The 26,967-nt window shown below is 73.4% G+C and carries 17 protein-coding genes; 14 read left to right on the forward strand and 3 right to left on the reverse strand.

Annotated features, from left to right (window positions below):
* Positions 1 to 147: 147 nt before the first annotated feature.
* The gene (locus tag ACIQVZ_RS26180; RefSeq protein WP_402453232.1) at positions 148 to 993 is read left to right on the forward strand and encodes a phosphatase PAP2 family protein; all 846 of its coding nucleotides are present in this window, start codon (positions 148 to 150) and stop codon (positions 991 to 993) included.
* On the opposite strand, the gene ACIQVZ_RS26185 is transcribed toward ACIQVZ_RS26180, so the two are convergent.
* Both ACIQVZ_RS26185 and ACIQVZ_RS26190 read right to left on the reverse strand, forming a co-directional pair.
* On the reverse strand, positions 986 to 1,549 hold the full coding sequence (locus tag ACIQVZ_RS26185) for an acetate uptake transporter (protein WP_402453233.1): 564 nt from the start codon (positions 1,547 to 1,549) through the stop codon (positions 986 to 988). The genes ACIQVZ_RS26180 and ACIQVZ_RS26185 overlap by 8 nt on opposite strands.
* 304 nt (positions 1,550 to 1,853) lie before the next feature.
* Complete coding sequence (locus tag ACIQVZ_RS26190) at positions 1,854 to 4,415, reverse strand: SpoIIE family protein phosphatase (protein WP_350880215.1); 2,562 nt, start codon at positions 4,413 to 4,415, stop codon at positions 1,854 to 1,856.
* Between the two features lie 571 nt (positions 4,416 to 4,986).
* On the opposite strand from ACIQVZ_RS26190, the gene ACIQVZ_RS26195 reads away from it, so the two are divergent.
* From ACIQVZ_RS26195 to ACIQVZ_RS26235, 9 genes are all read left to right on the forward strand, one after another.
* Positions 4,987 to 9,495 carry a HAMP domain-containing protein gene (locus ACIQVZ_RS26195; RefSeq protein ID WP_402453290.1) on the forward strand — a complete coding sequence of 1,503 codons (4,509 nt, stop codon included), beginning with the start codon at positions 4,987 to 4,989 and terminating at the stop codon, positions 9,493 to 9,495.
* A 294-nt stretch (positions 9,496 to 9,789) separates the two neighbouring features.
* Positions 9,790 to 10,428, forward strand: a complete 639-nt coding sequence (locus ACIQVZ_RS26200; RefSeq protein WP_350880240.1) for a response regulator — start codon at positions 9,790 to 9,792, stop codon at positions 10,426 to 10,428.
* 146 nt (positions 10,429 to 10,574) lie between these two features.
* Positions 10,575 to 13,262 carry a DNA translocase FtsK gene (locus tag ACIQVZ_RS26205; protein WP_350880211.1) on the forward strand — a complete coding sequence of 896 codons (2,688 nt, stop codon included), beginning with the start codon at positions 10,575 to 10,577 and terminating at the stop codon, positions 13,260 to 13,262.
* Between the two features lie 262 nt (positions 13,263 to 13,524).
* Positions 13,525 to 14,388, forward strand: coding sequence for a helix-turn-helix domain-containing protein (locus ACIQVZ_RS26210; RefSeq protein WP_350880209.1), 864 nt, complete (start codon positions 13,525 to 13,527; stop codon positions 14,386 to 14,388).
* Positions 14,389 to 14,505: 117 nt separating this feature from the next.
* Positions 14,506 to 15,999 (forward strand): 30S ribosomal protein S12 methylthiotransferase RimO, encoded by a 1,494-nt coding sequence (gene rimO, locus ACIQVZ_RS26215; RefSeq protein WP_350880207.1) that lies wholly within the window; start codon positions 14,506 to 14,508, stop codon positions 15,997 to 15,999.
* On the forward strand, positions 15,996 to 16,634 hold the full coding sequence (gene pgsA, locus ACIQVZ_RS26220; RefSeq protein WP_350880205.1) for a CDP-diacylglycerol--glycerol-3-phosphate 3-phosphatidyltransferase: 639 nt from the start codon (positions 15,996 to 15,998) through the stop codon (positions 16,632 to 16,634). The genes rimO and pgsA overlap by 4 nt, the downstream gene beginning before the upstream one ends.
* A gap of 32 nt (positions 16,635 to 16,666) precedes the next feature.
* Positions 16,667 to 17,143: a CinA family protein gene (locus ACIQVZ_RS26225; protein WP_402453292.1), complete on the forward strand. Its 477-nt coding sequence runs from the start codon at positions 16,667 to 16,669 to the stop codon at positions 17,141 to 17,143.
* Between the two features lie 381 nt (positions 17,144 to 17,524).
* Complete coding sequence (locus tag ACIQVZ_RS26230; protein WP_049660741.1) at positions 17,525 to 17,893, forward strand: helix-turn-helix domain-containing protein; 369 nt, start codon at positions 17,525 to 17,527, stop codon at positions 17,891 to 17,893.
* A gap of 55 nt (positions 17,894 to 17,948) precedes the next feature.
* Positions 17,949 to 18,233, forward strand: coding sequence for a hypothetical protein (locus tag ACIQVZ_RS26235; protein ID WP_402453234.1), 285 nt, complete (start codon positions 17,949 to 17,951; stop codon positions 18,231 to 18,233).
* Between the two features lie 77 nt (positions 18,234 to 18,310).
* Here the strand turns inward: ACIQVZ_RS26235 and ACIQVZ_RS26240 are convergent, their stop codons facing one another.
* The gene (locus ACIQVZ_RS26240; RefSeq protein WP_402453236.1) at positions 18,311 to 23,062 is read right to left on the reverse strand and encodes an ATP-dependent helicase; all 4,752 of its coding nucleotides are present in this window, start codon (positions 23,060 to 23,062) and stop codon (positions 18,311 to 18,313) included.
* A gap of 172 nt (positions 23,063 to 23,234) precedes the next feature.
* Here ACIQVZ_RS26240 and ACIQVZ_RS26245 point away from each other — a divergent pair, with 172 nt between their 5' ends.
* The 4 genes from ACIQVZ_RS26245 (at position 23,235) to ACIQVZ_RS26260 (ending at position 26,958) form a co-directional block, all read left to right on the forward strand.
* A complete protein-coding gene (locus ACIQVZ_RS26245; RefSeq protein ID WP_402453237.1) occupies positions 23,235 to 24,782 on the forward strand; it encodes a S8 family serine peptidase in 1,548 nt (515 codons plus the stop codon).
* A gap of 53 nt (positions 24,783 to 24,835) precedes the next feature.
* Positions 24,836 to 25,426 carry a GNAT family N-acetyltransferase gene (locus tag ACIQVZ_RS26250; RefSeq protein ID WP_350880195.1) on the forward strand — a complete coding sequence of 197 codons (591 nt, stop codon included), beginning with the start codon at positions 24,836 to 24,838 and terminating at the stop codon, positions 25,424 to 25,426.
* Positions 25,423 to 25,617, forward strand: a complete 195-nt coding sequence (locus ACIQVZ_RS26255; RefSeq protein ID WP_350880193.1) for a DUF3046 domain-containing protein — start codon at positions 25,423 to 25,425, stop codon at positions 25,615 to 25,617. Before ACIQVZ_RS26250 ends, ACIQVZ_RS26255 begins: the two co-directional genes overlap by 4 nt.
* A gap of 84 nt (positions 25,618 to 25,701) precedes the next feature.
* Positions 25,702 to 26,958, forward strand: coding sequence for an AI-2E family transporter (locus ACIQVZ_RS26260; RefSeq protein WP_402453239.1), 1,257 nt, complete (start codon positions 25,702 to 25,704; stop codon positions 26,956 to 26,958).
* Positions 26,959 to 26,967 lie beyond the last annotated feature (9 nt).

The raw sequence follows: 26,967 nt of genomic DNA on the forward strand, positions 1-26,967 counted from the left end.
GATGGTACTGCAGGGGGGACCCTGTGGGAGAGTAGGACGCCGCCGAACAATTATTCCGAAAAGACCCCCTCCCGTCCGGGAGGGGGTCTTTTTGCGTTAACCTCTGCCAACACACGAACCAGAGTTTGTCGGAGAGGCGCGATCCCGTTGCAGAACCTGACCCTTACCTGGCAGTCCGCCGGGGGCGCCGCGGTCGCTCTCTACGGCGGGGCGTACGCCGCCGCCAGGGTCCGGAAGCCGTCCTTGTCGGCATTGCTGCGGGAGGCCGGCACGCTGCTGGCGCTGTTCGCGCTCTGGCAGCTGGTGGGTCACCTCTCGGTGATGAGCGGGGACCACGCGCTGGACCGGGCGGATTGGATCCACCGCACCGAGTCGGCGATCGGTCTACCGGACGAGGCGTCCTGGCAGGCGGCCGTCACGCCGTACCCGGTACTGGTGAGGCTCGCGAACTACTACTACGCGGCAATGCACTTCGCGGTGATGCTGGCGGTGCTGCTCTGGGTGTTCGTGCGGCACCGGGAGCGGTACGCGTGGGTGCGGAACACGGTGGTGATCACCACGGCGGCCTGTCTGCTGGTGCAGTTCATCCCGGTGGCGCCGCCCCGGATGCTGCCGCAGCACGGGTTCGTCGACGTGGCTGCCGAGTACGGGCAGTCGGTGTACGGGGGCGCGGTGGGCGGTGTGGTGGTGGCCGACCAGCTGTCCGCGATGCCGTCGGTGCACGTCGCGTGGTGCGTGCTGGCGGCGGTCGCGGTGGTGCGGGTCTCGCGGAGCCCGCTGCGGTGGGTGATGGTGCTGCACCCGGTGCTGACCGTCGCGGTGGTCGTGGTGACCGCGAACCACTTCTGGGCGGACGGCATCGTCGCCGTCGTGATCCTGCTGTTCGCTTACGCCGCCCAGGCCCTGGTGGCACGTCGCCGGGGTCGGACCTCCGTCGACACGGAGGTCCGACCCCGGCGCGCCGCGGCGGATCAGCCGCTGCGGGTCACTTGACCGGCAGGGCGAGCCGGCCCCAGGATCCGTTGCTGAGGGCGGAGGTGGCCCAGTACCAGGCGGTGAGCCCGGAGACGGCCGCGACCCAGCCGGCGAACTTGGCGAGGCCGCTGTAGCCGCCGAAGGCGGCGATGGCGTTCAGCAGCAGGGACAGCGTGAGCAGGCCGTAGACGGCGCGGCTGAACAGGCCCGCGCCCCAGCTGGCGGCGGTCAGGGTGAGGGCGAGCAGGGCCCAGAGGAGGAGGAACAGGCCGGCGGCGTTCTTGCCGGCCCCGCCGGCCGTCGACCAGGTCGCCCAGAAGGCGCCGAGGCTGGTGAAGGCCGTTCCGGTGAAGCCCTCGCCGCCGCGGAGCTGCCACAGGCCCGCGATGAAGAGGGTGACTCCGCCGACCAGGTGGGCGAGGTGTGCCGCGTCCCCGACCCCGGTGCCGCTGAAGACGCCGGTGGAGAGCAGGCCGTAGGCGAGCAGTGTGAGGCCGAGTGCGAGGTAGCCGAGGTTACCCGCGTCGGCTCCGGTGGAGCGGGCGTTCGTTGCCCCGGTAGCTTCGTTGCTCACCGGAGGCTCCTTTCACTTTGGGCGCGCGCAGGGCGCAGTCAACGCAGTGGTGTCGTCCGATGAGGTGGATGCGCGCGACCGCGCCGAGGGCGCACGGCTGGAGCGTGCGCGGGCTGCGGTCAGAAGTGATGGGCCGACGGGAGAGCCGCCGGTCCTGTCCCCGCCGGGGGATTCCCCGGTGAGATCGGTGTACCCGGCCGTACTTGCTTGTACCCTTGTGAATATAACAATTTGTGACGATGTCAGTTATCGAACGCTCAGGGCCGACCGGGACGCCGGGGGCTGACCGAGGGGCGGCGTCGGCTCACGAGGTGCGCTGGGTCGGCACCCGCAGGGTCAGGATGGCCATGTCGTCGGACGGCGGTTCCGGGGCGAAGCGCTCGACGGCGCGCTGCACCCGCATCGCGACCGCCCCGGCGGTGAGGCCGGTACAGCCCGTGAGCACCTCGGCGAGGCCGTCGTCGCCCAGCATCCGGCTGCCCTCGCGGCGTTCGGTGACGCCGTCGGTGACGCACAGCAGGACCTCGCCGGGGGAGAGCACCAGGCGCTCGGCGGTGAGGTCGAGGTCTTCCATGACGCCGAGCAGCGGCTGCGGGGTGGCGGCCCGGTCGACCTGGCCGTCGGTGCTCAGCCGGAGCGGCAGCGGGTGGCCGGCGCAGACCAGGGACAGTTCGATGCTGCCGTCCGGGCGGGGCGTCAGCTCGCCGTACAGCAGGGTGAGGAAGCGGCTGCGCGAACCCTCGTCCAGGATGGCCGCGTTGAGGCGGCGGAGCACCTGCGGTGCGTCCAGGCCCTCGCGGGCGAGCAGACGCAGCGAGTGCCGGGCGAGGCCGGTGACCGAGGCGGCCTCGGGGCCGGTGCCGCAGACGTCGCCGATGGCGAAGCCGTAGGTGCCCTCGCGGATGGTGAACAGGTCGTAGAAGTCGCCGCCGACCTCGTTGCCCTCGCCGGCGGCCTGGTAGTAGACGTCGACCTCGACGCCCGGGATCTCGGGCAGGTCCGGCGGCAGCAGGCTGCGTTGCAGGGCCTGGCTGGTGGCGGTGCGCTCGGAGTAGAGGCGGGAGTTGTCGAGTGCGAGGGCGGCCCGGCGGGAGAGGTCCTCGGCGAGTTCGAGGATCTCCTGGCGGAACCGGATACCGGCCGGGACGCCGAGCGCGAGCAGGCCGATGACCCGGTTGCGGGCGGTCAGCGGCAGGACGACGGTCTCGCCGAGCAGTCCGGCGAGTTCGGGGCTGTCGGTGAGGCCGCCGGCGGCGGCGGTCTCGGCGGGCGCCGACCAGAAGCGGACGCCGTGGGTCGGGCCGGCGTCGGGGGCCGGGGTCTTGTCGAGGAGGTCGCGCAGCGGGTCGATCCGGTCCTCGTCCTCGTGCAGGACGAAGGCGAGGCCTGCCGCGGCGCCGTGGTCGCCCTTGGTGTAGACGGCGCACCAGGAGGCGAGGGTGGGGACGGCCATCTGGGCCATCAGGGCGAGGGTCTGCTCGTGTTCGAGGGTGCCGGCGAGCAGGTCGGAGGCCTCGACGAGGAAGGACAGCGAGCCCCGGCGGAGTCGTTCGAGCTCGGTCAGCCGGGTGCTCTCGACGGCGAGGGCGACCCGGTCGGCGGCGAACTGGAGCCGCAGCGCGTCCTCGTTGTCGTAACGGCCGGGCGCGGCGGTGGCGATGCCGAGCGAGCCGATCAGCCGGCCCTCGACCTTGAGCGGGACGGTGACCAGGGAGCGCATGCCGCTGCCGGTGAGCAGGGGCAGGCCGGTCGGGCGGGTGGTGAGGTCCTCGTGGACGGAGGGCAGCCGGGCGGAGTCGTAGCGGCTGCCGGTGTCGACCGGGAAGCGGGTGCGCCGGCGGTGTCCGGAGGTGAAGCCGGTGGCGGCGCGGACCTCGAACTCGGTCTCGTCGTCGGTGGTCAGCAGCAGGTACGCGGCGTCGGCGTCGAGCAGGTCGCGGGCGCGTTCGACGGTGCGCTGGAGCAGGGTGTCGAGGTCGTCGGTGGCGACCGGGCCGGCCAGCAGGTCGAGCCGGGGGCCGGTCGGGTCGGAGCGCTCGCCGGGCAGGGTGCGGGCGGGGGAGCGGAGCACCGCGCGGTCGGGTTCGAGGACGAGCAGGCAGAGGGTGGAGGGGACGCCCTCGGTGTCGCGTACGCGGACCTGGACGCCGTACACCTCGACCTCGTGGCCGTCCGCGCGGCGGACGCCGTAGCCGCCCTCCCAGCGGGCCAGCCGCAGGGTGTCGGCGAGGCCGAGGCCGCGGGCGGCGGACTGCGGCCAGACGGCGAGGTCGGCCCAGGGGCGGCCGAGGACGGTGGCGGCGGAGTACTGGAAGAGCGCCTCGGCGTCCGGGTTCCAGGCGAGGACGCGGCCGTCCTCGTCGAGCTGGACGACGGCGACGTGCACCGGGCCGGGACCGCTGGGGAGGTCGCTGCCGGGGGTCGCGGGGACGGCGTAGCGGGTGCCGGCCACGGGGGCGGGCAGGGCGAGCCGGAACCAGACGGTCTTGCGCCCGGCCGCGTACTCGACGCCCCAGCGCTCGGCGAGGGCGGAGCACATCAGCAGGCCGCGGCCGCCCTCGCCGTCGGGGTCGGCATAGCGGTCGGAGGAGGTGACGGGGCCGTCGCCGAGGGAGGGCAGGCCGCGTTCGGGGTGGTGGTCGGTGACTTCGATCCGGACGGTGCCCTCCTCGCGCAGGCAGCACACCTCGGCGGCGGTGCCGGCGTGGACGACGGCGTTGGTGACCAGTTCGCTGACCAGGACGACGGCGTCGTCGACGACTTCGGGCAGACCCCAGCCGAGCAGCGCGTCCCGTACGAAGCCCCGGGCGGCGGCCGCGGACCGGCCGTCGGGGTCGAAGGTGGCGGCTGCGCGCGCGGTGACCACGTTGCCACTTCTCCTCTGCTGCTCTGGCCTTGGCTGTCCGGGGCGTGGCGCCGACTCCCGGTGCGTGCCGCCGGGGTGGCGGCGCTGGGTCGGGTCATGGCCCGGTGCAGCGCTCCACCCTACTTTCCGCTTGGTTCCCCGTGGGGGCGGGGCGTTGAAACAGGCACCTGAGAGTGATTCTGCCCACCTGTTTCGGACGGTCGGCTACCAACCGGGCGCAACCGGCCGTATACCCGGCGCCGGTGCTGCCAGACTGGGGGGTCCGCGACGGCCGGTCGGAGCAGTACGGTCGATGCGGGTGCCGGTGTGCCGCGTGGGGCGCCGGTACGCAGCCCGACCGGGCCGGTGCCCCGGTGCGTGCCGTACCGGCACGGACGGTCACCGGGAAAGTTCACGATGTGGGAGGGGCCCGTTGAGTTCGGCCACCAAGGACGCAACCGGTACGACGCCGCCCGTTCCGCGCGGTGGGCGGTCCGGGACCGCGCCGCGGAACGCGGCCGGCCGGCGAGTGAGCCACAACCGGGGGGCGGAGCCGGCCGAACTGCGGAAGCTGTTGGCCGCGCTGACCGCGATGCGGGACGGCAACTTCCGCCGCCGGCTGACGGTTCCGGGGGACGGGCCGCTGGCGGAGATCGCCGCGGTGTTCAACGAGGTCGCCGAGCGCAACCAGCACCTGACCGGTGAACTGGCCCGGGTACGTCGGGCGGTGGGCCGCGAGGGCCGGCTGAACGAGCGGCTGGAGACCGGCGCGGGCGAGGGCGCCTGGATGGCGGCCGTCGACAACTGCAACGCGCTGATCGACGATCTGGCCCGTCCGATGGCCGAGGTGGGCCGGGTGCTCTCCTCGATTGCCGAGGGCGACCTGGACCAGAAGATGGAGCTGCGCTCGCTGCACAGCAACGGGGTGAGCCACCCGCTGCGCGGCGAGTACCTGAAGATCGGCCGGACCGTCAACGGGCTGGTGGACCAGCTCTCGGAGTTCACCGACGAGGTGACCCGGGTGGCCCGCGAGGTGGGCACCGAGGGCAAGCTGGGCGGCCAGGCCAAGGTCCGCAGCGTGTCCGGCAGTTGGAAGGACCTGGCGGATTCGGTCAACACCATGGCCGGCCGGCTGACCGCGCAGGTGCGCAACATCGCCCAGGTGACCACCGCGGTGGCCAAGGGCGACCTGTCCCGCAAGGTCACCGTCGAGGTGGCCGGCGAGATGCTGGAGCTGAAGAACACCGTCAACACGATGGTGGACCAGCTGAACGGGTTCGCCGCCCAGGTCACCGGGGTGGCCAGGGACGTGGGCACCGAGGGCCGGCTCGGCGGTCAGGCGCAGGTGCCGGGCGTGGCCGGGGTCTGGCGGGACCTGACCGACTCGGTGAACTTCATGGCCGACAACCTGACCGGCCAGGTGCGCAACATCGCCCAGGTGACCACGGCGGTGGCGCGCGGGGACCTCTCGCAGAAGATCGAGGTGGACGCGCGCGGCGAGATGCTGGAGCTGAAGAACACCATCAACACGATGGTCGACCAGCTCTCCGGCTTCGCCGAGCAGGTGACCAGGGTGGCCCGCCAGGTGGGCACCGAGGGGCGGCTCGGCGGTCAGGCGCAGGTGCCCGGGGCGGCCGGAGTCTGGCGCGACCTGACCGACAACGTCAACTTCATGGCGAACAACCTCACCGATCAGGTACGCAACATCGCGCAGGTGACGACCGCGGTCGCCAAGGGCGACCTGTCGCAGAAGATCCAGGTGGACGCGCGCGGGGAGATCCTGGAGCTGAAGAACACCATCAACACGATGGTGGATCAGCTGGGCGCCTTCGCCGACGAGGTCACCAGGGTGGCCCGGGACGTCGGCACCGAGGGCATCCTCGGCGGTCAGGCGAGCGTGCCCGGGGTGTCCGGGACGTGGAAGGACCTGACGAACAGCGTCAACCTGATGGCGAACAACCTGACCAGCCAGGTCCGCAACATCGCCGAGGTGACCACGGCGGTGGCCCGCGGCGACGTGTCGAAGAAGATCACCGTCGACGCCAGGGGCGAGATCCTGGAGCTGGTGACGACCGTCAACACCATGGTCGACCAGCTGTCGGCGTTCGCCGACGAGGTGACCCGGGTCGCCCGCGAGGTGGGCACCGAGGGAATCCTGGGCGGCCAGGCACGGGTGCGCGGGGTGTCGGGGATCTGGAAGGACCTGACCGACAACGTCAACTTCATGGCGTCCAACCTGACCGGGCAGGTCCGCAACATCGCCGAGGTCGCCACCGCGGTGGCCCGCGGCGACCTGTCCAAGAAGATCACCATCGAGGCGCAGGGCGAGGTCGCCGCCCTCGCCGGGACCTTGAACACCATGGTCGACCAGCTCTCCTCCTTCGCGGTGGAGGTGACCAGGGTGGCCCGCGAGGTCGGCACCGACGGCACCCTGGGCGGTCAGGCGAGCGTGCCGGGCGTGGCCGGCATCTGGAAGGACCTGACCGACAACGTCAACCTGATGGCCAACAACCTGACCGGCCAGGTCCGCAACATCGCGCTGGTGATCACGGCGGTGGCCCGCGGCGACCTCTCGCAGAAGATCGACGTCGACGCCCGCGGCGAGATCCTCCAGCTCAAGACCAGCATCAACACCATGGTCGACCAGCTGTCGGCGTTCGCCGACGAGGTGACCCGGGTCGCCCGCGAGGTGGGCACCGACGGGCGGCTCGGCGGTCAGGCCCGGGTGCCCGGCGTGGACGGCACCTGGCAGGACCTCACCGAATCGGTGAACGAACTGGCCAACAACCTGACCCGGCAGGTGCGCGCGATCGCCCAGGTCGCCACCGCCGTGACCAGGGGCGACCTGAGCCTGCGGATCGACGTGGACGCCGCGGGGGAGCTCGACGAGCTCAAGGACAACATCAACCAGATGATCGCCAACCTGCGCGAGACCACCCGCACCAACCAGGAGCAGGACTGGCTCAAGACCAACCTGGCCCGGATCTCCGGCCTGCTCCAGGGCCGCCGGGACCTGGAGGCCGTCGCCTCGCTGATCATGACCGAGCTGACCCCGGTGGTCTCCGCCCAGCACGGCGCCTTCTTCCTCGCCCAGCCGGCCGGCCGCACCGCCGAACTGATCACCGAGGACGACGACGAGAACGACACCGTCCTGCGGCTGATCGGCAGTTACGGCTACCAGCGGCGCGCGATGCCGACCACCTTCCGGCCCGGCGAGTCGCTGATCGGGCAGGCCGCGGTGGAGAAGCGGGCGATCATCCTCAAGGAGGCGCCGCCCGGATACCTCAAGATCGCCTCCGGCCTCGGCGAGGCCTCGCCGGCCCACATCGTGGTGCTGCCGGTGCTGTTCGAGGGCCGGCTGCTGGGCGTGATCGAGCTGGCCACCTTCAGCTCCTTCACCACCGTCGCGCTGGACTTCCTCAACCAGATCGCGGACCTGATCGGCGTCACCGTCAACACCATCAGCGTCAACACCAAGACCGAGGGCCTGCTGCTGGAGTCCCAGCGGCTCACCGCCGAACTCTCGATGCGATCCGCCGAGTTGGAGGCACGCCAGGAGGAACTGGAGCGCACCAACGAGGAGTTGCAGGAGAAGGCCGAGCAACTCGCCCAGCAGAACCGCGACATCGAGATCAAGAACAGCGAGATCGAGGAGGCACGGCAGGTCCTGGAGGAGCGCGCCGAGCAGCTCGCCCTGGCCTCCCGGTACAAGAGCGAGTTCCTCGCCAACATGTCGCACGAGCTGCGCACCCCGCTCAACTCGCTGCTGATCCTGGCCAAGCTGCTCTCCGACAACAACGAGGGCAACCTCTCGCCCAAGCAGGTCGAGTTCGCCGACACCATCCACGGCGCCGGCTCCGACCTGCTCCAGCTGATCAACGACATCCTCGACCTCTCCAAGGTCGAGGCCGGCAAGATGGACGTCCGCCCGGCCCGGATCGCCCTGGTCCAGCTCGTCGACTACGTCGAGGCCACCTTCCAGCCGGTCGCGCTGGACAAGAACCTGGACTTCGCCGTCCGGGTCTCGCCCGCCCTGCCGGTCACCCTGCACACCGACGAGCAGCGGCTCCAGCAGGTGCTGCGCAACCTGATCTCCAACGCCGTCAAGTTCACCGACGCCGGCGCCGTCGACTTCTCGATCTCCCCGGCCGGTGCGGAGGTCCCGCAGCACGTGCGCGAGCGGCTGCTGGAGTCCGGCTCGATCAAGGACCCGGACGACGAGCTGATCGCCTTCGCGGTCTCCGACACCGGCATCGGCATCCCCGGCAACAAGCTGCGGGAGATCTTCGAGGCGTTCAAGCAGGCCGACGGCACCACCAGCCGCAAGTACGGCGGCACCGGGCTCGGCCTGTCGATCAGCCGCGAGATCGCGCGGCTGCTGGGCGGCGAGATCCACGCCGAGAGCGAGCTGGGCAAGGGCTCCACGTTCACGCTCTACCTGCCGCTGCGCACCGAGGCCCCGGGCGCGACCCAGGTCGAGCGCCCGGTCGTGTCGAGTGTCCCGGCGCTGCGCGCCTCCGTCGGCGTGACCCCGATCGGGGTGCCCGTGCCGGTCGGCGAGAACCCGGCCGACCACTGGGCCCAGGAGGTCCGCGAGCTGGCCGAGGAGCGCCGCCGCGGCGCGGTGGAGCGCCGGCGCAGCGCCGCCCTGGACGTTGCCGCCGGGGCCCGCCCGGTGGAGCCCGCGCCGCCCCGCCCCAGCCGCAGCGACGTGCGCTTCGACGGCCAGCAGGTGCTGATCGTGGACGACGACGTCCGTAACGTGTTCGCCCTCACCAGCGTGCTGGAACAGCACGGCCTGGCCGTCCTGTACGCCGAGAACGGGCGCGAGGGCATCGAGATGCTGGAGCAGCACGAGAACGTGGCGCTGGTCCTGATGGACATCATGATGCCGGAGATGGACGGCTACGCGACCACCGAGGCGATCCGCCGGATGCCCCAGTTCGCCGGCCTGCCGATCATCGCGCTGACCGCCAAGGCGATGAAGGGCGACCGCGAAAAGTCGCTGGAGGCGGGGGCCACCGACCACATCACCAAGCCGGTGGAGACCGACCACCTGCTGGCGGTGATGCGCGAGTGGTTGCGGGCGGACCGCGCGTAGCGCCGGGGGAGGGCGTGAACTCCGGGGCGGGCTCCGGAGTTCGCGCCGTCCGGTGGGCCGGTTTGCTGGCGGTCGGGCCCGGGAACCGGGTAGGGTCACCGATCGTTGCGAACAGTGACCGTACGGCGACACGCTGCTGAGCGTGCGCCGGAGCACTGGCCGCGCGCCGCTCCGGATCGGGTCACGACGGAGCGATGTGCCGGGCGAGGGGGTGCGGCTAGCATGACCGGGGTAGCGGTGGGCAGTACGCGAGTGCCATCACCGGGCGGCAGGCAGGCGACAGGAGGGCGAGCCCTGATGCAGAAGGCGAAGATCCTCCTGGTCGACGACCGACCGGAGAACCTGCTGGCGCTGGAGGCGATCCTCTCCGCGCTGGACCAGACGCTGGTGCGCGCCGTCTCCGGCGAGGAGGCGCTCAAGGCGCTGCTCACCGACGACTTCGCGGTGATCCTGCTGGACGTCCAGATGCCCGGGATGGACGGCTTCGAGACGGCCGCCCACATCAAGCGCCGCGAGCGCACCCGGGACATCCCGATCATCTTCCTGACCGCGATCAACCACGGCCCGCACCACACCTTCCGCGGCTACGCGGCCGGGGCCGTGGACTACATCTCCAAGCCCTTCGACCCGTGGGTGCTGCGCGCCAAGGTCTCGGTCTTCGTCGACCTGTACGTGAAGAACTGCCAGCTGAAGGAGCAGGCCGCGCTGCTGCGGCTGCAGCTGGAGGCGGGCGGCGGCGAGCCGCCCCTCGGCGGGGCGCTGCTGGGTGAGCTGTCCGCGCGGCTGGCGGCGGTCGAGGAGCAGGCGGAGGCGCTGGGCAAGCAGCTGGGCGGCGTCGAGGACGCCGGGGTGTCGGCCACCGCGGCGCACCTGGAGCGCAAGCTGGCGGGGCTGCGCCGGGCCCTGGACGCGCTCCGGCCGGGAACCGCGTAACCGATCGCCGGGGTTCACTCCTGCGGGTGAATTTCTGGCGCGGCCGGGTGAAACCGGGTCAGCGTGACGGTGTGTCTGCGACACGTCCCCGAGCCCCGGCTCGAGCACATGTGCACTGGTGGCCCACCCCGGTAGGCTGCTGACCCATGGCCACTCGTACGCCCGGAAGCGCGGCACGCAACCCGAGTCCGGGACCGTCCAAGAAGGCCGCGGCGAAGGCCCCGGGCAAGCCGCCCGCGAAGAAGGCGGCGGCCAAGAAGGCGGCCCCGGCGAAGAAGGCGGCGGCCAAACCGGCCCCGCCGTCCCCGCCGCCGCCCAAGCCGATACTCTTCCGGGCCGTCCGGGCCGTCTGGCTCGGCGTGGCGAACAGCATCGCCGCGATCTTCCGGGGCTTCGGCGACGGGGCCAAGAACCTCCACCCCGCCCACCGCAAGGACGGGCTGGGCCTGCTGCTGTTCGCACTCGCGCTGGTGACCGCCGCGGGCACCTGGTTCAGCCCGCAGGGCTGGCTGGGCGAGGCGGCCACCGCCGTGGTGTCCGGGCTGTTCGGGCGGCTCGACGTGCTGGTGCCGTTCCTGCTGGCCGGGATCGCGGTCCGGCTCTGGCGCCACCCGGAGCTGCCGGAGGCCAACGGCCGGATCATGATCGGCCTGAGCGCGCTGCTGGTCGGCGTCCTCGGCCTGGTGCACATCGGCTGCGGCGCGCCCATGATGGGCAGCGGCGCCTCGCGGATACGGGCGGCCGGCGGGATCATCGGCTGGGCCGTGTCCACCCCGATGATGGCCGCCGCCGGGCCGGCGCTGGCCGTGCCGCTGCTCCTGCTGCTGTCCTTCTTCGGCCTGCTGGTGGTCACCGCCACCCCGGTCAACCGCATCCCCGAGCGGCTGCGGTCGGCCGGCGTGCGGCTCGGCGTGGTGGAGCCCGGGCCGGAGGACGAGCTGCGCGAGGGGCGTACGCCGGAGCGCGACCTGTCCACCGAGCCGCCCGAGGATGCGGACCCCTCCGCGCTGCCGTTCACCGTGGGCAGCGAGGACCCGGGCGACGAGGTGGCCGCCCGTCGTCGGCGCCGCCGCCGCAAGCCGGCGGACGACGAGGACCAGCCCGACGCCGTCCGGGTGTCCCTGGACAAGGAGCCGCTGGACCCGTACGCCACCCGCGACCTCGCCGCCGGCGCCGCCGCCGACCTGGACGGGGCACTCGTCTACGGGGTGCCCGCCTCCTCGGCGGTGGCGAACATGATGCACCAGGTGCAGGACCGCACCGCCCCGCCGGAGGAGGCCGCCGTCCCGGCCGCCCGCAGCGCGGGCCCGGGCGCGCCCGAGGAGCACGGCCCGGCGCCGGTGCGGATGGAGCAGCTCCAGCTGGCCGGCGACGTCACCTACGCACTGCCCCCGCTCGACCTGCTGGAGCGCGGCGGCCCGGCCAAGGCCCGCAGCGCCCTCAACGACGAGGTGGTGGCCCAGCTCAGCAGCACCTTCACCGAGTTCAAGGTGGACGCCAGGGTCACCGGTTTCACCCGGGGCCCGACGGTGACCCGCTACGAGGTCGAGCTCGGCCCGGCCGTCAAGGTGGAGCGGATCACCGCGCTCGCCAAGAACATCGCGTACGCGGTGGCCAGCGCCGACGTGCGGATCATCAGCCCGATCCCGGGCAAGTCCGCGGTCGGCATCGAGATCCCCAACCGGGACCGCGAGATGGTCAACCTCGGCGACCTGCTGCGCTCGCGCACGGCCGCCGAGGACACCCACCCGATGGTCGTCGGCATGGGCAAGGACGTCGAGGGCCAGACCGTGATGGCCAACCTCGCCAAGATGCCGCACATCCTGGTGGCCGGCGCGACCGGCGCGGGCAAGTCGTCCTGCATCAACTGCCTGATCACCTCGATCCTGGCCCGGGCCACCCCGGACGAGGTGCGGATGGTGCTGGTCGACCCCAAGCGGGTCGAACTGACCGCGTACGAGGGCATCCCGCACCTGATCACGCCGATCATCACCAACCCGAAGAAGGCCGCCGAGGCCCTCCAGTGGGTGGTCCGCGAGATGGACCTGCGCTACGACGACCTCGCGGCGTTCGGCTTCCGGCACGTGGACGACTTCAACGCGGCGGTGAAGGCCGGCACGGTCACCCCGCCGCCGGGCAGCGAGCGCGAGCTGACCCCGTACCCGTACCTGCTGGTGATCGTCGACGAGCTGGCCGACCTGATGATGGTGGCGCCGCGCGACGTCGAGGACTCGGTGGTCCGGATCACCCAGCTGGCCCGCGCGGCCGGCATCCACCTGGTGCTGGCGACCCAGCGGCCCTCGGTGGACGTGGTCACCGGTCTGATCAAGGCCAACGTGCCGTCCCGGCTGGCCTTCGCGACCTCCGCGATGGCCGACTCCCGGGTCATCCTGGACCAGCCCGGCGCGGAGAAGCTGATCGGCAAGGGCGACGCGCTGTTCCTGCCGATGGGCGCCGGCAAGCCGATCCGCCTCCAGGGCGCGTTCGTCACCGAGGCGGAGATCGCCGCGGTGGTGCAGCACTGCAAGGACCAGCTGACCGCCGTCTACCGGGACGACGTGACGGTCGGCGGCGGGGCCAAGAAGGAGATCGACGAGGAGATCGGCGACGACCTGGACCTGCTGATCCAGGCGGCCGAGCTGGTGGTCTCCACCCAGTTCGGCTCGACCTCGATGCTCCAGCGCAAGCTCCGGGTCGGCTTCGCCAAGGCGGGGCGGCTGATGGACCTGATGGAGTCGCGCGGGATCGTCGGGCCGAGCGAGGGTTCCAAGGCCCGCGACGTGCTGGTGAAGCCGGACGAACTGGACGGGGTGCTGGTCGGCCTGCGCGGTTGACGACCCGCGTCTGCGGCGGGTGTTCACTCGTTCGGAGGAGGGTAGGCGCGTGCAGGGGAACCGAACGTCCGTACGCCGCGTCACAGGCCGGAAAGCGAACCCCCGGGTTCCCCCGTGCGGGCCCGCTGACGGCCGTTCAGCGTGGTGCGGGCCCCGGTGGGGGCGGGCGCGCGCATTCGGGCCTGTTCCGCTTGAGAAACGATCCGCCCGCGCCCCTAGACTGTTCCCCAGCAGGTGGCCATCCGCTCGAAAGGCGTGCCCCGTGACCATCGGCAAGTCCCCCGACCGCGAGAACGCCCCGTCGTCCGTCGAGTCGACCGACGACGCGGTGCAGGCGGCCGATGCCCCGAGCATCGGCCGGGTGCTGTCCACCGCCCGGATCGAGGCCGGGCTCACGGTGGACCAGGTGAGTACGGCGACCCGGGTCCGGGTGCCGATCGTCCATGCCATCGAGGAGGACGACTTCGGCCGCTGCGGCGGCGACTTCTACGCCCGCGGGCACATCCGCGCGATCGCCCGCGAGGTCGGCGTCGACGGCGAGGCCCTGGTCGCCCGGTACGACGCCGCGCACGGCGGCTCGCCCGCCTCCAAGCGGCCGACCCAGCTGATCGACAGCGGCCCGATCAAGGTGCCCGGCCGCGGCCGGCCGAACTGGGCGGCGGCCATGGTCGCCGCGATCGTCGTGGTGGTCGTCCTGATCGGCTTCAACCTGGTCAGCGGCAAGGGCGGCCACACCGGCACCGGCTCCGCGAGCGCGCCGCTGCCTAGCGGCTCCGGCACCGGCTCGGTCGCCTCCGTGCCCTCGCCCACCGTGCAGCCGCCGGCGCCCGTGCCGAGCGCGGCCGCGATCGCCGCCGTCCCGGCGGACAAGGTCACCGTGAAGCTGGTCGCCGAGGGCAGCACCAGCTGGGTGTCCGCGGTGGACGGCAGCGGGAAGTCGCTGTTCCAGAACAACATCAGCGACGGCCAGGACCAGACCTTCACCGACGCCAAGCAGATCAAGCTGGTGCTCGGAAACGGCGGGGCCGTGCACGCGTACGTCAACGGCAAGGACCTCGGCCTCCTCGGCAAGGACGGCCAGGTGGTGCACGTCACGTACACCCCCGGCGATCCGCAGGCGGGCTGACCACAGGCCTGCGGAGGCCTCGGAGAGGCGCCCTGCGGCCTGGCGAAGATCTGGTAATCCGAGGCGCGCGGCCTCCGGGGCGAACGGCACCGGAGGCCGCGCGTTAATCTTGGCCCTATGCCTGAACGCCGTACTGTCGCCCTTGTCACGCTCGGATGCGCCCGCAACGAGGTGGACTCCGAGGAACTCGCCGGGCGACTGGAAGCCGACGGCTGGTTGCTCGTCGACGACGCCGCCGAAGCGGACGTCGCGGTCGTCAACACCTGCGGCTTCGTCGAGGCCGCCAAGAAGGACTCCGTGGACGCCCTGCTGGAGGCCAACGACCTCAAGGGGCACGGCCGCACCCAGGCCGTCGTCGCGGTCGGCTGCATGGCCGAGCGCTACGGCAAGGAGCTCGCCGACGCCCTGCCCGAGGCCGACGGCGTGCTCGGCTTCGACGACTACTCCGACATCTCCGACCGCCTCCAGACCATCCTCTCCGGCGGCCACCACGCCCCGCACCTCCCGCGCGACCGCCGCAAGCTGCTGCCGATCAGCCCGGCCGAGCGGCAGTCCGCCGCCGAGGCCGTCGCGCTGCCCGGCCACGGCGCCGCCGAGACCCCGGCCGAGCCGATCGCCGACCTGCCCGAGGGCCTCGCCCCGGCCTCCGGCCCGCGCACCCTGCGCAAGCGGCTCGACGACAACCCGGTCGCCTCGGTCAAGCTCGCCTCCGGGTGCGACCGGCGGTGCTCCTTCTGCGCCATCCCGGCGTTCCGCGGCTCCTTCATCTCCCGCCGCCCCTCCGACGTGCTGCACGAGGCCCAGTGGCTGGCCGAGCAGGGCGTGCGCGAGGTCGTCCTGGTGAGCGAGAACAACACCTCGTACGGCAAGGACCTCGGTGACATCCGGCTGCTGGAGACGCTGCTCGGCGAGATCTCCGCGATCGAGGGCGTCGAGCGCGTCCGGGTCTCCTACCTGCAGCCCGCCGAGATGCGCCCCGGGCTGATCGACGCGATGACCGGGACCACGGACGTGGTGCCCTACTTCGACCTGTCCTTCCAGCACTCGGCGCCCGCAGTGCTGCGCCGGATGCGCCGCTTCGGCTCCACCGACCAGTTCCTGGACCTGCTGAAGACCATCCGCGACCGGGCCCCGCAGGCCGGCGCCCGGTCCAACTTCATCGTCGGCTTCCCCGGCGAGACCGAGGCGGACTTCGCCGAGCTGGAGCGCTTCGTCACGCACGCCGGGCTGGACGCGATCGGCGTCTTCGGCTATTCCGACGAGGACGGCACCGAGGCCGCGACCTACGACGGCAAGCTGTCCGAGGACGTGATCGCCGACCGGCTGAACCGGCTCAGCCGGCTGGCCGAGGAGATGACCGCCCAGCGGGCCGAGCAGCGCGTCGGCACCGAGGTCGAGGTCCTGATCGAGTCCGTCGAGGACGGCGTGGTCGAGGGCCGGGCCGCCCACCAGGCCCCCGAGACCGACGGCCTGACCACCCTCACCGGCGTCGAGGACCCGCAGATCGGCCAGTTCCACCGGGCCAAGGTGGTCGCCAGCGAGGGCGTCGACCTGATCGCCGAGGCGCTGGAGCCGGTTCGGGTCCGTCAGGCCCCGGGAGCCGGGGCATGACCAAGGGGCCCGGCGCCCCGGCCGCGGCCCATCCGGGCAGACCGTCGGCCGCGGTGCCGCCGGTGCCGGCTGTCTGGAACATCGCCAACATGCTCACGATGCTCCGGCTGCTGCTGGTACCGGTCTTCGTATCGCTGCTGTTCGCCGACGGCGGGCACGACCCCAAGTGGCGCTCGGTCGCCTGGGCCTCGTTCGCCATCGCGATGATCACCGACCTGTTCGACGGCGAGCTGGCCCGGCGCAAGGGCCTGGTCACCGACTTCGGGAAGATCGCCGACCCGATCGCCGACAAGGCGATCATGGGCTCGGCGCTGATCGGCCTCTCGCTGCTCGGCGACCTGCCCTGGTGGGTCACCGCGGTGATCCTGGCCCGCGAACTCGGCATCACCCTGATGCGTTTCTGGGTGATCCGCTACGGCGTCATCCCGGCCAGCCGCGGCGGCAAGATCAAGACGCTGACCCAGGGCATCGCGGTCGGCATGTACGTCCTGGAGCTGACCGGTTGGCTGGCCACCGCCCGGGCCGTGCTGATGGCGCTGGCGGTCCTGCTGACCGTCGGCACCGCGCTGGACTACGTCGGACAGGCGCTGCGCATGCGCCGCGAGGGACTGGCCGCGGAGCGCGCGGGCCGGTGAGCGACGGGGGAGACCGGGTGACGGAGCACGAGCTGGCGGTACGGGCGCACGAGGCGCTGCGGGCCAGGGGCGGCACGCTGGCCGTCGCCGAGTCGCTGACCGGAGGGCTGCTCGCGGCCGCCCTGGTCGACGTCCCCGGGGCGTCCGCGACCTTCCGGGGCTCGGTCACGGCGTACGCCACCGAGCTGAAGGCCTCGGTGCTCGGCGTGGACGAGGGGCTCCTGGCGGTGTACGGGCCGGTCCACCCGGTGGTGGCGGGACAGATGGCCGAGGGCGTGCGCCGACTGCTGGGGGCCACGTACGGGATCGCGACGACCGGGGTGGCCGGGCCGGACCCGCAGGGCGGGCAGCCGGTGGGCACCGTACACCTGGCGGTCGCCGGTCCGGAGGGAACTCTGGTCAGTTCGCCCCGGCTGTCGGGCGGTCGTGCCAGAATCCGTCACGGGGCGGTGACCGCCGCTCTGGAGCTGTTCGTCGGGCGGCTCCGGGCCGCTACGCCCACGACCTGAACCCCGCGGGGCCCGCACCCGGGAGTCCCGCAGCCCGTGTGGAGGCGCCGCGGAGGCGTGGTGGAGCCCCGATCGCGGCGATCTCCACCGAACCGAGATCCGCCGATCCGGTCCGCGGGCATGGCACAGCTGGAGGATCGTGTTACATCCAACGGCCTGGTTGGGCAGAAACCAGGTGGCGAACGAGTTGCGTGACGGTGACCGGGCGGCCCAGGACGGGTACCACGAGGGGCCCGCGGACCCGGGAACGACACCGGAACGAGGAGGGGGACAGCCTTGCAGCCCAGAGTGAACACGACCAGGGTCCCCGCACGCGATGCGGGCAAGGCGGTACGGTGGGGGCGTGACATCTCGATCCGCAGTCCGAGGAGGGAGGCACCGATGATCCTGCTTCGTCGCCTACTGGGCGATGTACTGCGTCGGCAGCGCCAGCGCCAGGGCCGCACACTCCGCGAGGTGTCGGCGGCAGCCAGGGTTTCGCTCGGTTACCTCTCCGAGGTCGAGCGGGGACAGAAGGAGGCCTCCTCGGAGCTGCTCTCCGCCATCTGCGACGCGCTCGACGTCCGGATGTCCGAGGTCATGCGCGAGGTCAGCGACGAACTGTCGCTCGCCGAACTTGCGGCGATGGCCACCCTCTCCGAAGGTGATCTGCTGAGGCCGGTACTCGAACCGGTTCCGCTGCCCGCCCCCGGCACCGACCGGGCGAACATGTCGCCCAAGGCCGCCGCGATGGACGTGGTCGCCGCCTGAACCCGGCCTCGACTCCCGGGCTCCTGGTGCCCGGGTCGAGCGAAGGAGGGCGGTCGTGCGGAGAGCCGCGACGGCGTGCACGGAGGCTCGAATACGGCTGCGGCGACTGATACCGTGGCCGGCCCGCCGGGTCCTGGTGATCCTGACGGCAGGGCTGGTCTGGTGGCTGCCGACGGTCCGGGGACAGTTGGCCGAAGGCGCCGCGCTGGGGCTGCTCGCGGCCGGCGGCTGGGGACTCGGCCTGATCCCGGTCCACGCCGACCGGAACGCCACCGGGCCGCAGCGGCGCCCGTCCGCGGCCGTGGCCCGGATGGAGGCGCCACCGCCGACGGTCGGCTGAGCCACTCGAACGGGTGATACGAGCGAACGAAGGCCGCGGGGCATCCGATGCCCCGCGGCCTTCGGCGTCGGCGGACCTCAGGAGGACCGCAGGCGCAGGCCGCGCGGGGTGGCGTGGAAACCGGCCTCCTCCAGCGCGGCGCCCAGCGCCGAGCCGAGGGCCGGCTCGCCGTTCGCCCGCTCGACCGTGACGCTGCCGAGCGCACCCTCGCGGACCGCGGCCGCCAGCGCGCCCACCGCCAGCGCCCGGGTGGCGCCGTCCTCCGGCCAGGCCAGCAGCGACTTGCCGCCCCGCTCGACGTACAGCGCCAACTCGCCGTCCACCAGCACCACCAGGGCGCCCGCCTTGCGGCCCGGGCGGTGCGCCCTGGCCTCCTTGGCTCCGGGGGCCGTCGGCGGCTCCGGCCAGGGCAGTGCGGAGCCGTAGGCGTTCGCCGGATCGGCGGCGGCCAGCACCAGTACCTGCGGCGGCTCGGTGGCCGGGGCGGCCGGCCACTCGGCGGCCCGGGCCCGCTCCAGCCGGCCGTTGACCGAGCGCAGCCGGTCGGCCGCGCCCTCCATGGCGAACTGGGCGCCGCCCAGCCCCTCGACGAAGTAGCCCCGGCGGGCCCGGCCACGCTCCTCCATCGCGGCGAGCACCCGGTACACCCCGGCGAAGCCGCCCGGCACCCGCTCGGCCGCCACCGCGCCCCGGGTCACCAGGCCGTGCCGGTCCAGCAGGCTCTGCGCCTGGGTGGTGGCCCGGACCGTCGGGTCGGTGGTGAAGGCGGGCAGCAGCGACCAGCGCCCGGCCACCGTCGGCGGGCCGCTGCGCAGTGCTCCGCCGACCCGGCCGAAGGCCCGGCCGGCGCCGCCGTAGCGGCCGCGCGGGGTCGCCCGGGGCGCGCGGTGGGCGGTGGCACCGGCCGTCCGGCCGGAGCCGAGCAGGGCGCGCAGCGGGGCGAGGGTGTCGTTGGTGACGTACCCGGCCCAGACGAGGTCCCAGAGTGCCTCGACGACCTCCGGCTCCGGGGTCTCCTCCGGCAACTGCTGGACCAGCTGGCGGAAGAACAGGCCGTAGCCGCCGGCCAGCGCCGCCATCAGCGCGTTGTGCACGGGGGTGAGCGCGGGCGGGACGGGCTCGGGGCGCAGCAGGTGGGCGTGCTCGGCCAGGTGCAGGCTGAGCCAGCCGTCCTTGCCGGGCAGCGCGCCGGCCCCGCACCAGCCGATCTCGCCGGCCGCCGTCAGCTCGTCCAGCAGGCCGGGGGAGTAGTCGGTGAGCCGGGCCGGGAGGATCAGCTTCTCCAGGGCGGAGGCGGGCAGGGCGGTGCCCTGGAGCTGTTCGACCACCCGGAGCAGGCCGTCCGGGCCGCGCAGCCGGTGGCCGGCCAGGTGCTGCCACTGCGGGAGGAACGCGGCCAGGGCGCGCGGCGGGACGGGTTCGACCTCCTGGCGCAGGGCGGCCAGCGAGCGGCGGCGCAACCGGCGCAGGACCTCGGCGTCGCACCACTCGGTGGTGGTGTGGTCGGGAGGGGTGGCGTGGAGCGCCTCCGGAGAAGGGTGCCGGCGGGCGACGGGTGGGCGGAACTGGCCCTGGACCAGGCGGCCGGCGGCGGTGAGCCGGTGCAGGGTGCCGGTGACGACGGCGGTGCCGAGGCCGAAGCGGGCGGCCGCCTCGGCGGCGGCGAACGGGCCGTGGGTGCGGGCGTGGCGGGCGAGCAGGTCGCCCAGCGGATCCTTGACCGGCTCGGTGAAGGCCTCGGGGACGCCGACCGGCAGCGGGGTGCCGAGCGCGTCGCGCAGCCGCCCGGCGTCCTCGACGGCGGACCACCGCCGCTCGCCGGCGATCCGGACCTGGATCACCCGGCGGGCGGCCTCCAACTCCAGTGCCCAGAGCGGCTCGGCGCCGCGGGCCGCCAGCTCGGCCTCGGTGAGCGGGCCGAGCAGGCGCAGCGCGTCGGCGACGCCCTCGGCGTCCTTGATCCGGCGCTCGGGGGTGAGGCGCTGGAGCTCGGCCTCCAACTCGGCGAGCACCTGCGGGTCGAGCAGCTCGCTCAGCTCGGCCTGGCCGAGGAGTTCGGACAGCAGCCGGGAGTCGAGCGAGAGGGCGGCGGCGCGGCGCTCGGCGAGCGGGGAGTCCCCCTCGTAGAGGAACTGGGCGACGTAGCCGAACAGGAGGGAGCGGGCGAAGGGCGAGGGCTCGGGGGTGGTGACCTCGACCAGGCGGACGGCGCGGGATTCGAGGTCGCCCATCAGCTCGACCAGGCCCGGCACGTCGAAGACGTCCTGGAGGCACTCGCGGACGGCCTCCAGGACGATCGGGAACGAGCCGTACTCGGAGGCGACTTCGAGCAGTTGGGCGGCGCGTTGGCGCTGCTGCCAGAGCGGGGTGCGGCGGCCGGGGCTGCGGCGCGGGAGCAGCAGGGCACGGCCGGCGCACTCGCGGAAGCGGGAGGCGAACAGGGCGGAGCCGCCGACCTGGTCGGTGACCAGCTGCTCGATCTCGGCGGCGTCGAACAGGGCGGCGTCGGCGCCGACCGGGGCCTCGTCCGAACCTGACCGCTCCGAGGGGCTGTTGAAATCGAAGTCGGTGGCGAGGAGGTCGGCGTCCGGCAGGCGCAGCACGATGCCGTCGTCGGCGTGCATGACCTGGGGGTCGAGGCCGTGCTTCTCGCGCAGCCGGGCGCCGAGCGCGAGCGCCCAGGGGGCGTGCACCTGGGCGCCGAAGGGGGAGTGGATGACGATCCGCCAGTCGCCGAGCTCGTCCCGGAAGCGCTCGACGACGATGGTGCGGTCGTCCGGGAGGTGGCCGGTGGCGGCGCGCTGCTGGGCGAGGTAGTCGAGCAGGTTCGCGGCGGCCCAGTCGTCCAGGCCGGCCAGGTGCAGCCGGGCGGTGGCGGCCTCGGGCGCCAGTGCGCCCAGCTCGCGGGTGAACGCGCCGAGGGCGCGGCCGAGTTCGAGCGGGCGGCCGAGGGTGTCGCCCTTCCAGAACGGGAGCCGGCCGGGCACACCGGGGGCGGGGGTGACCAGCACCTTGTCGTGGGTGATCTCCTGGATCCGCCAGGAGGTGGTGCCGAGGGTGAACACGTCGCCGACGCGGGACTCGTAGACCATCTCCTCGTCGAGCTCTCCGACCCGGCCGCCGCCCTTCTTGCCCGTCTTCGAATCGGATCCTGTGGCGCCGGCGATGAAGACGCCGAACAGGCCGCGGTCGGGGATGGTGCCGCCGGAGGTGACGGCGAGCCGCTGGGCGCCGGGCCGGCCGGTCACGGTGCCGGCCACCCGGTCCCAGACCACCCGGGGGCGCAACTCGGCGAAGGCGTCCGAGGGGTAGCGGCCGGCCAGCATGTCGAGCACGGCCTCGAAGGCGGACTGCGGGAGGGTGGCGAAGGGCGCGGCGCGGCGGACCACGGTGAGCAGGTCGTCCACCGGCCAGGCGTCCAGCGCCGTCATCGCGACCAGTTGCTGGGCGAGCACGTCCAGCGGGTTGCGCGGGACGCGCAGCGCTTCGATCCGGCCGGCCCGCATCCGCTCGGTGACCACGGCGGACTGCACCAGGTCCCCGCGGTACTTGGGGAAGAAGACGCCGGTGGAGACGGCGCCGACCTGGTGGCCGGCCCGGCCGACCCGTTGCAGGCCGGAGGCGACCGAGGGCGGGGACTCGACCTGGACGACCAGTTCGACGGCGCCCATGTCGATGCCCAGTTCCAGGCTGGAGGTGGCGACCACGGCGGGCAGCCGGCCGGCCTTCAACTCCTCCTCGACCAGCGCCCGCTGCTCCTTGGAGACGGAGCCGTGGTGGGCGCGCGCGATGACCGGCGGGGCGCCCTTGGCGACGCCGGACTCGGCCATCAGCCGGGCGGGGGAGTGCGCCTCGGGCAGCGGCTCACCGGTGGCCCGTTCGAGGGCGATCTCGTTCAGCCGGTTGCACAGGCGCTCGGCGAGGCGGCGGGAGTTGGCGAAGACGATGGTCGAGCGGTGCGCCTGGACCAGGTCGACGATCCGCTCCTCGACGTGTGGCCAGATCGACGCCTGCCGCTGCGGGTCGGCGTCGGAGGAGGCGCCGGTGGCCGGGGCCGCGGGCAGGTCGTCCAGGTCGGGGACGGGGACGACCACCGACAGGTCGAACTCCTTGGCGGCGGTGGGCTGGACGACGACGGCGCCGCGCTGCGGGCTGAGGTAGCGGGCCACCTCCTCGACCGGGCGGACGGTCGCGGACAGGCCGATCCGGCGGGCCGGGCGCTCCAGCAGTTCGTCCAGCCGCTCCAGGCTGAGCGCGAGGTGGGCGCCGCGCTTGGTGCCGGCGACGGCGTGCACCTCGTCGAGGATCACCGTGTCGACGCCGCGCAGCGCGTCCCGGGAGGCGGAGGTGAGCAGCAGGAACAGCGACTCGGGGGTGGTGATCAGGATGTCCGGCGGGTGGGTGGCGAAGCGGCGGCGGTCGGCGGCGGGGGTGTCGCCGGAGCGGGTGGCGACCTGGACCTCGGGCTCGGGCAGGCCGAGCCGGACGGCGGCCTGGCGCAGGCCGGTCAGCGGGGCGCGCAGGTTGCGCTCGACGTCCACCGCGAGGGCCTTGAGCGGCGACACGTACAGGACCCGGCAGCGGCGCTTGGGGTCCGCCGGGGGCGGGGTGCTGCTCAGCCGGTCCAGGGCGGAGAGGAAGGCGGCGAGCGTCTTGCCGGAGCCGGTGGGGGCGACCACCAGGACGTCGGTGTCCTGCCGGATGGCGCGCCAGGCCTCGGCCTGTGCGGTGGTGGGGGCGGAGAAGGCGCCGGTGAACCAGGCCCGGGTGGTCGGGGCGAATCCGGCCAGGGGGTCGTCGTTCGGCGGGGTCGGGTGCTGGGGCGCCATGCCCCCATGGTGCCGGGTGGCACCGACAACCGGGGTGGGGAGCGGAGGCCGCACGGGTGTGGTGAGCACGGGTGTAGTTAAAGGAGCAAAAAGACAAATCCGCTCATATGGTGATGAACCAGGCCAGTGATCCACCCCCGACCCCACCGGACCGACGAGCGGAGACCGTGCGATGGCGCAGGTGAACCCGTCCGGCCGTCCCGCCCGCCGCCGCGTCCGCGGGCCCGCCCGGGCGCTGCTCGCGATGCTGCTCACCGCACTCGTGGTCGGCGGCGCCGTCCCGTACGTGTCCGGATCCGGTCGGCCCTACCTCAGCTACCTGGTGCTCGCCGGGCAGGAGGACGCCGCCGGGGCCGCCCTGGCCGGGGCCGAGAGCCGGGCGGCGGGCGGGCAGGTGGTCCAGGAGTACCCGCAGATCGGGGCCGTCCTGGCGTACGCCACCGGCGGCTTCGCGGGCACGCTGCGGGCCCGGCCCGGGATCGCCGCCGTCGGCACCACCCGGACCGAACCGGTGGTCGCCCCGCCCCGCCTGCTGGACGGCGCCGGGGACTTCGCCGCCGGTACCGACCGCGCGGACCGCGCCGGCCGCAGCAGCACCGATCGGGCCCGTCGCGACAGCACCGACCGGCACGACGGCGGCACCGTCACGGTGCCCGACCCGGGCGAGGGCGACCCGTGGAACCTCGCCATGCTCGGCGGCGCCGGCGCCCGGGCCGGCGACGCCTCCACCGGGATCCGCGGTCCGGCCGGCGCGCCGACCGCCGACGCGCTGGGCAAGGTGCTCGTCGCGGTGCTCGACTCCGGTGTCGACGACACCCATCCGGACCTGCGCGCCGCCGTCGACCCGAAGGCCTCCGTCTCCTGCGCCGACGGCCGGCCCGACGCCCGCTCCGGCTCCTGGCGGCCCGACCCCGGGGTCAGCGAGAGCGGCCACGGCACCCACGTCGCCGGGATCGTCGGCGCCGCCCGGGACGGCCACGGCGTCACCGGGGTCGCGCCGGGCGTGCGGATCGCCGCCGTCCGGCTGCTCGGGCCGCTCGGCCAGTACTACGCCGAGAACATCGTCTGCGGCATGCTCTGGGCCGCCGACCACGGCGCCAAGGCGATCAACAACAGCTACTTCGCCGACCCCTGGAAGTACAACTGCCCGGAGGACCAGGACCAGGCCGCACTGATCGCCGCCGTCGGCCGGGCCTCCGCCTACGCCCAGCGCAAGGGCGCCGTCGTGGTCGCCTCGGCGGGCAACGACGGACAGGACCTCGGCGCCGCCCGGACGGACGAGCGCAGCCCCAACGACCGGGTCTCCGGCCCGGCCCGCTCCCGCTACCTGGGCAGCGAGTGCATCCGGCTGCCCGGCGAACTGCCCGGCGTCGTCACCGTCACCGCCGTCAACCGGGACGGCCGCCCGTCCGGCTACTCGAACTACGGCCGCGGCCGGGTCTCGCTGGCCGCCCCCGGAGGCGACCCGGACAGCGGGCCGCAGGGCGCGATCGTCTCCGACTGGCCGGGCGGGCAGTACGCGGCACTGGCCGGCACCTCGATGGCGGCGGCGCACGTCACCGGCGCGGTCGCGGTGGCCGCCGCCCTGCACCCGGACTACGGCTCCGCCCCGCTCGCCGCCCTGCTCGCCGGCACCGCGGCCGCCGCCTGCCCGCCCGGGCCGTACGCCTGCGGGGCCCGGCAGTACTTCGGTGCCGGGCTGCTCGCGCTGCCGCGCTGAGGCCGGCGGAAAACCGGGTGACGCCGCCCGGGCCGGTGGATGAGGATCGGGCCGTGACCGTCTTCCTCACCACCGAGCGGCTGGTGCTGCGCCGCTTCACCGCAGCGGACGTCGACCACCTGGTCGAACTGGACGGCGACCCGGAGGTGATGCGCCACCTCACCGGAGGGCGGCCGACCGCGCGGGAGCGGGTCGAGGGCGAACTGCTGCCGCTGTACCTCGCGCACTACCGGCAGTACGGCGACCTCGGCTGGTGGGCGGCCGAGGAGCGGGACGGCGGGGCCTTCCTGGGCTGGTTCGAGTTCCGGCCGACGCGGGACGGCGACCGCTCCGAGGTCGAGCTGGGATACCGGCTGCGCCGGGCCGCCTGGGGGCTCGGGTACGCGACCGAGGGGGCGCGGGCGCTGGTCCGCCGCGGCTTCACCGAACCGGGCGTGCGGCGGGTGGTGGCGTACACGATGACGGTCAACGCGGGCTCGCGGAGGGTCATGGAGAAGACCGGGCTGTCGTTCGTCCGCACCTTCCACGAGGACTACCCGGAGGCGATCCCCGGCAGCGAGCACGGCGAGGTCGAGTACGCGCTGACGGCCGGGCAGTGGCGGGCCCGGGACGGGGCCGCGCGGTCCGGGATACTGGAGCCATGAGGCTGACGGAGTTCTGGCGACGGATGCACGCGCACTTCGGGGAGACGTACGCGGAGTCCTTCGCCTCCGACCACGTGATGAGCGAACTCGGCGGGCGGACGGTGCGGCAGGCGCTGGAGGCGGGCTGGGAGGCCAAGGACGTCTGGCGGGTGGTCTGCGAGACCCAGGGCGTCTCCGGCGTGCTGCGCTGACCCCAGACCGCCCGCGGGACCGACCCCGCCCCGGCGGGGTGCCCGGTGCTCGGGCGGCTCCGGGGGATGGGTGAGACTGTCGGAGTGACAAGCAGCGCAGAAGCACAGAATTCGGACAGGACGGCGCGGGTCGCCGACGAGGCTCCGGGCCCGCCGCCCGAACCGCGGCTGCCGGAGGGCGCGGCCGGCGGCCTCTGGGGCGGCGGGATGCCGCGCTGGCTGCCCCGGGCGATGGTGCTGGCCCTGGTGCTGGTCGGGCTGTTCCAGCTCGCCGACTGGGCCTTCCACCAGCTGATCGACCTCTTCGTGATGCTGCTGGTGGCCTTCTTCCTCTCGCTGGCGCTGGAGCCGGCCGTCGACCGGATGGCGGCGCGCGGGGTGCGCCGCGGGATCGGCACCTTCCTGGTGTTCGTCGCGGTGGGGATCGCGGTGGTCGCGTTCCTCGCGGCGCTCGGCACGCTGCTGGTCGATCAGGTCGCGAAGATCGCCGGGGACCTGCCGCACCTGGTCGACAACCTGATCAACTGGGTGAACCGGACGTTCCATCAGGACCTGTCGCTGGGCGAGCTGCAGAAGAAGCTGCTCAAGGACTCCGGCGCGATCGAGAGCTACGCCCAGCAGGCCGCCGACAACGTCTGGGGCCTGTCCTCCACCGTGATCGGCGGGCTCTTCCAGGCCTTCACGGTCGGGCTGTTCACCTTCTACTTCACCGCCGAGGGCCCGCGGGTCCGCCGGACGGTCTGCTCGATGCTGCCGCCCGCCAAGCAGGGCGAGGTGCTGCGGGCCTGGGAGATCGCACTCGCCAAGACCGGTGGCTACCTGTACTCCCGGGCGCTGCTCGCGGTGGTCTCCGCGATCGGGCACTGGGTGATGTTCGCGCTGCTCGACCTGCCGTACGCGGCCGCGCTGGCGGTCTGGGTCGGCGTCATGTCGCAGTTCGTGCCGACCATCGGGACGTACCTGGCCGGCGCGCTGCCGGTGCTGGTGGCGCTCACCGTGCAGCCGGTGGACGCGCTCTGGGTGCTGATCTTCGTGGTGGTCTACCAGCAGGTCGAGAACTACCTGCTGCACCCGAGGATCACCGCGCGGACGGTGGACGTGCACCCGGCGGTCGCGTTCGGCGCGGTGATCGCGGGCGCGGCGCTGCTCGGCGCGGTGGGCGCGCTGATCGCCATCCCGGCGGCGGCCACCCTGCAGGGCTTCGTCGGGACGTACGTGCGGCGGTACGAGGTGGCCACCGACCCGCGGATCGACCGGGGCGAGCAGCGGCGGGCCCGGCGGGAGCTGCGCCGGGAGGCGGCGCGGCGGCTGCGGCGGATGGTCGGCGGCGACGGGAGGTGACCCGGCCGG

The sequence above is a fragment of the Kitasatospora sp. NPDC098663 genome, from assembly GCF_044760075.1.
In the GTDB taxonomy this organism is placed as follows: Bacteria; Actinomycetota; Actinomycetes; order Streptomycetales; family Streptomycetaceae; genus Kitasatospora.

Excerpts from the sequence above, each read along its gene's own strand:
- ACIQVZ_RS26230 (WP_049660741.1), top strand. The coding sequence starts at position 17,525 with ATGATCCTGCTTCGTCGCCTACTGGGCGATGTACTGCGTCGGCAGCGC.
- rimO (WP_350880207.1), top strand. The coding sequence starts at position 14,506 with ATGCCTGAACGCCGTACTGTCGCCCTTGTCACGCTCGGATGCGCCCGC.
- ACIQVZ_RS26205 (WP_350880211.1), top strand. The coding sequence starts at position 10,575 with ATGGCCACTCGTACGCCCGGAAGCGCGGCACGCAACCCGAGTCCGGGA.
- ACIQVZ_RS26255 (WP_350880193.1), top strand. The coding sequence starts at position 25,423 with ATGAGGCTGACGGAGTTCTGGCGACGGATGCACGCGCACTTCGGGGAG.
- pgsA (WP_350880205.1), top strand. The coding sequence starts at position 15,996 with ATGACCAAGGGGCCCGGCGCCCCGGCCGCGGCCCATCCGGGCAGACCG.
- ACIQVZ_RS26240 (WP_402453236.1), bottom strand. The coding sequence starts at position 23,062 with ATGGCGCCCCAGCACCCGACCCCGCCGAACGACGACCCCCTGGCCGGA.
- ACIQVZ_RS26245 (WP_402453237.1), top strand. The coding sequence starts at position 23,235 with ATGGCGCAGGTGAACCCGTCCGGCCGTCCCGCCCGCCGCCGCGTCCGC.
- ACIQVZ_RS26195 (WP_402453290.1), top strand. The coding sequence starts at position 4,987 with ATGCGGGACGGCAACTTCCGCCGCCGGCTGACGGTTCCGGGGGACGGG.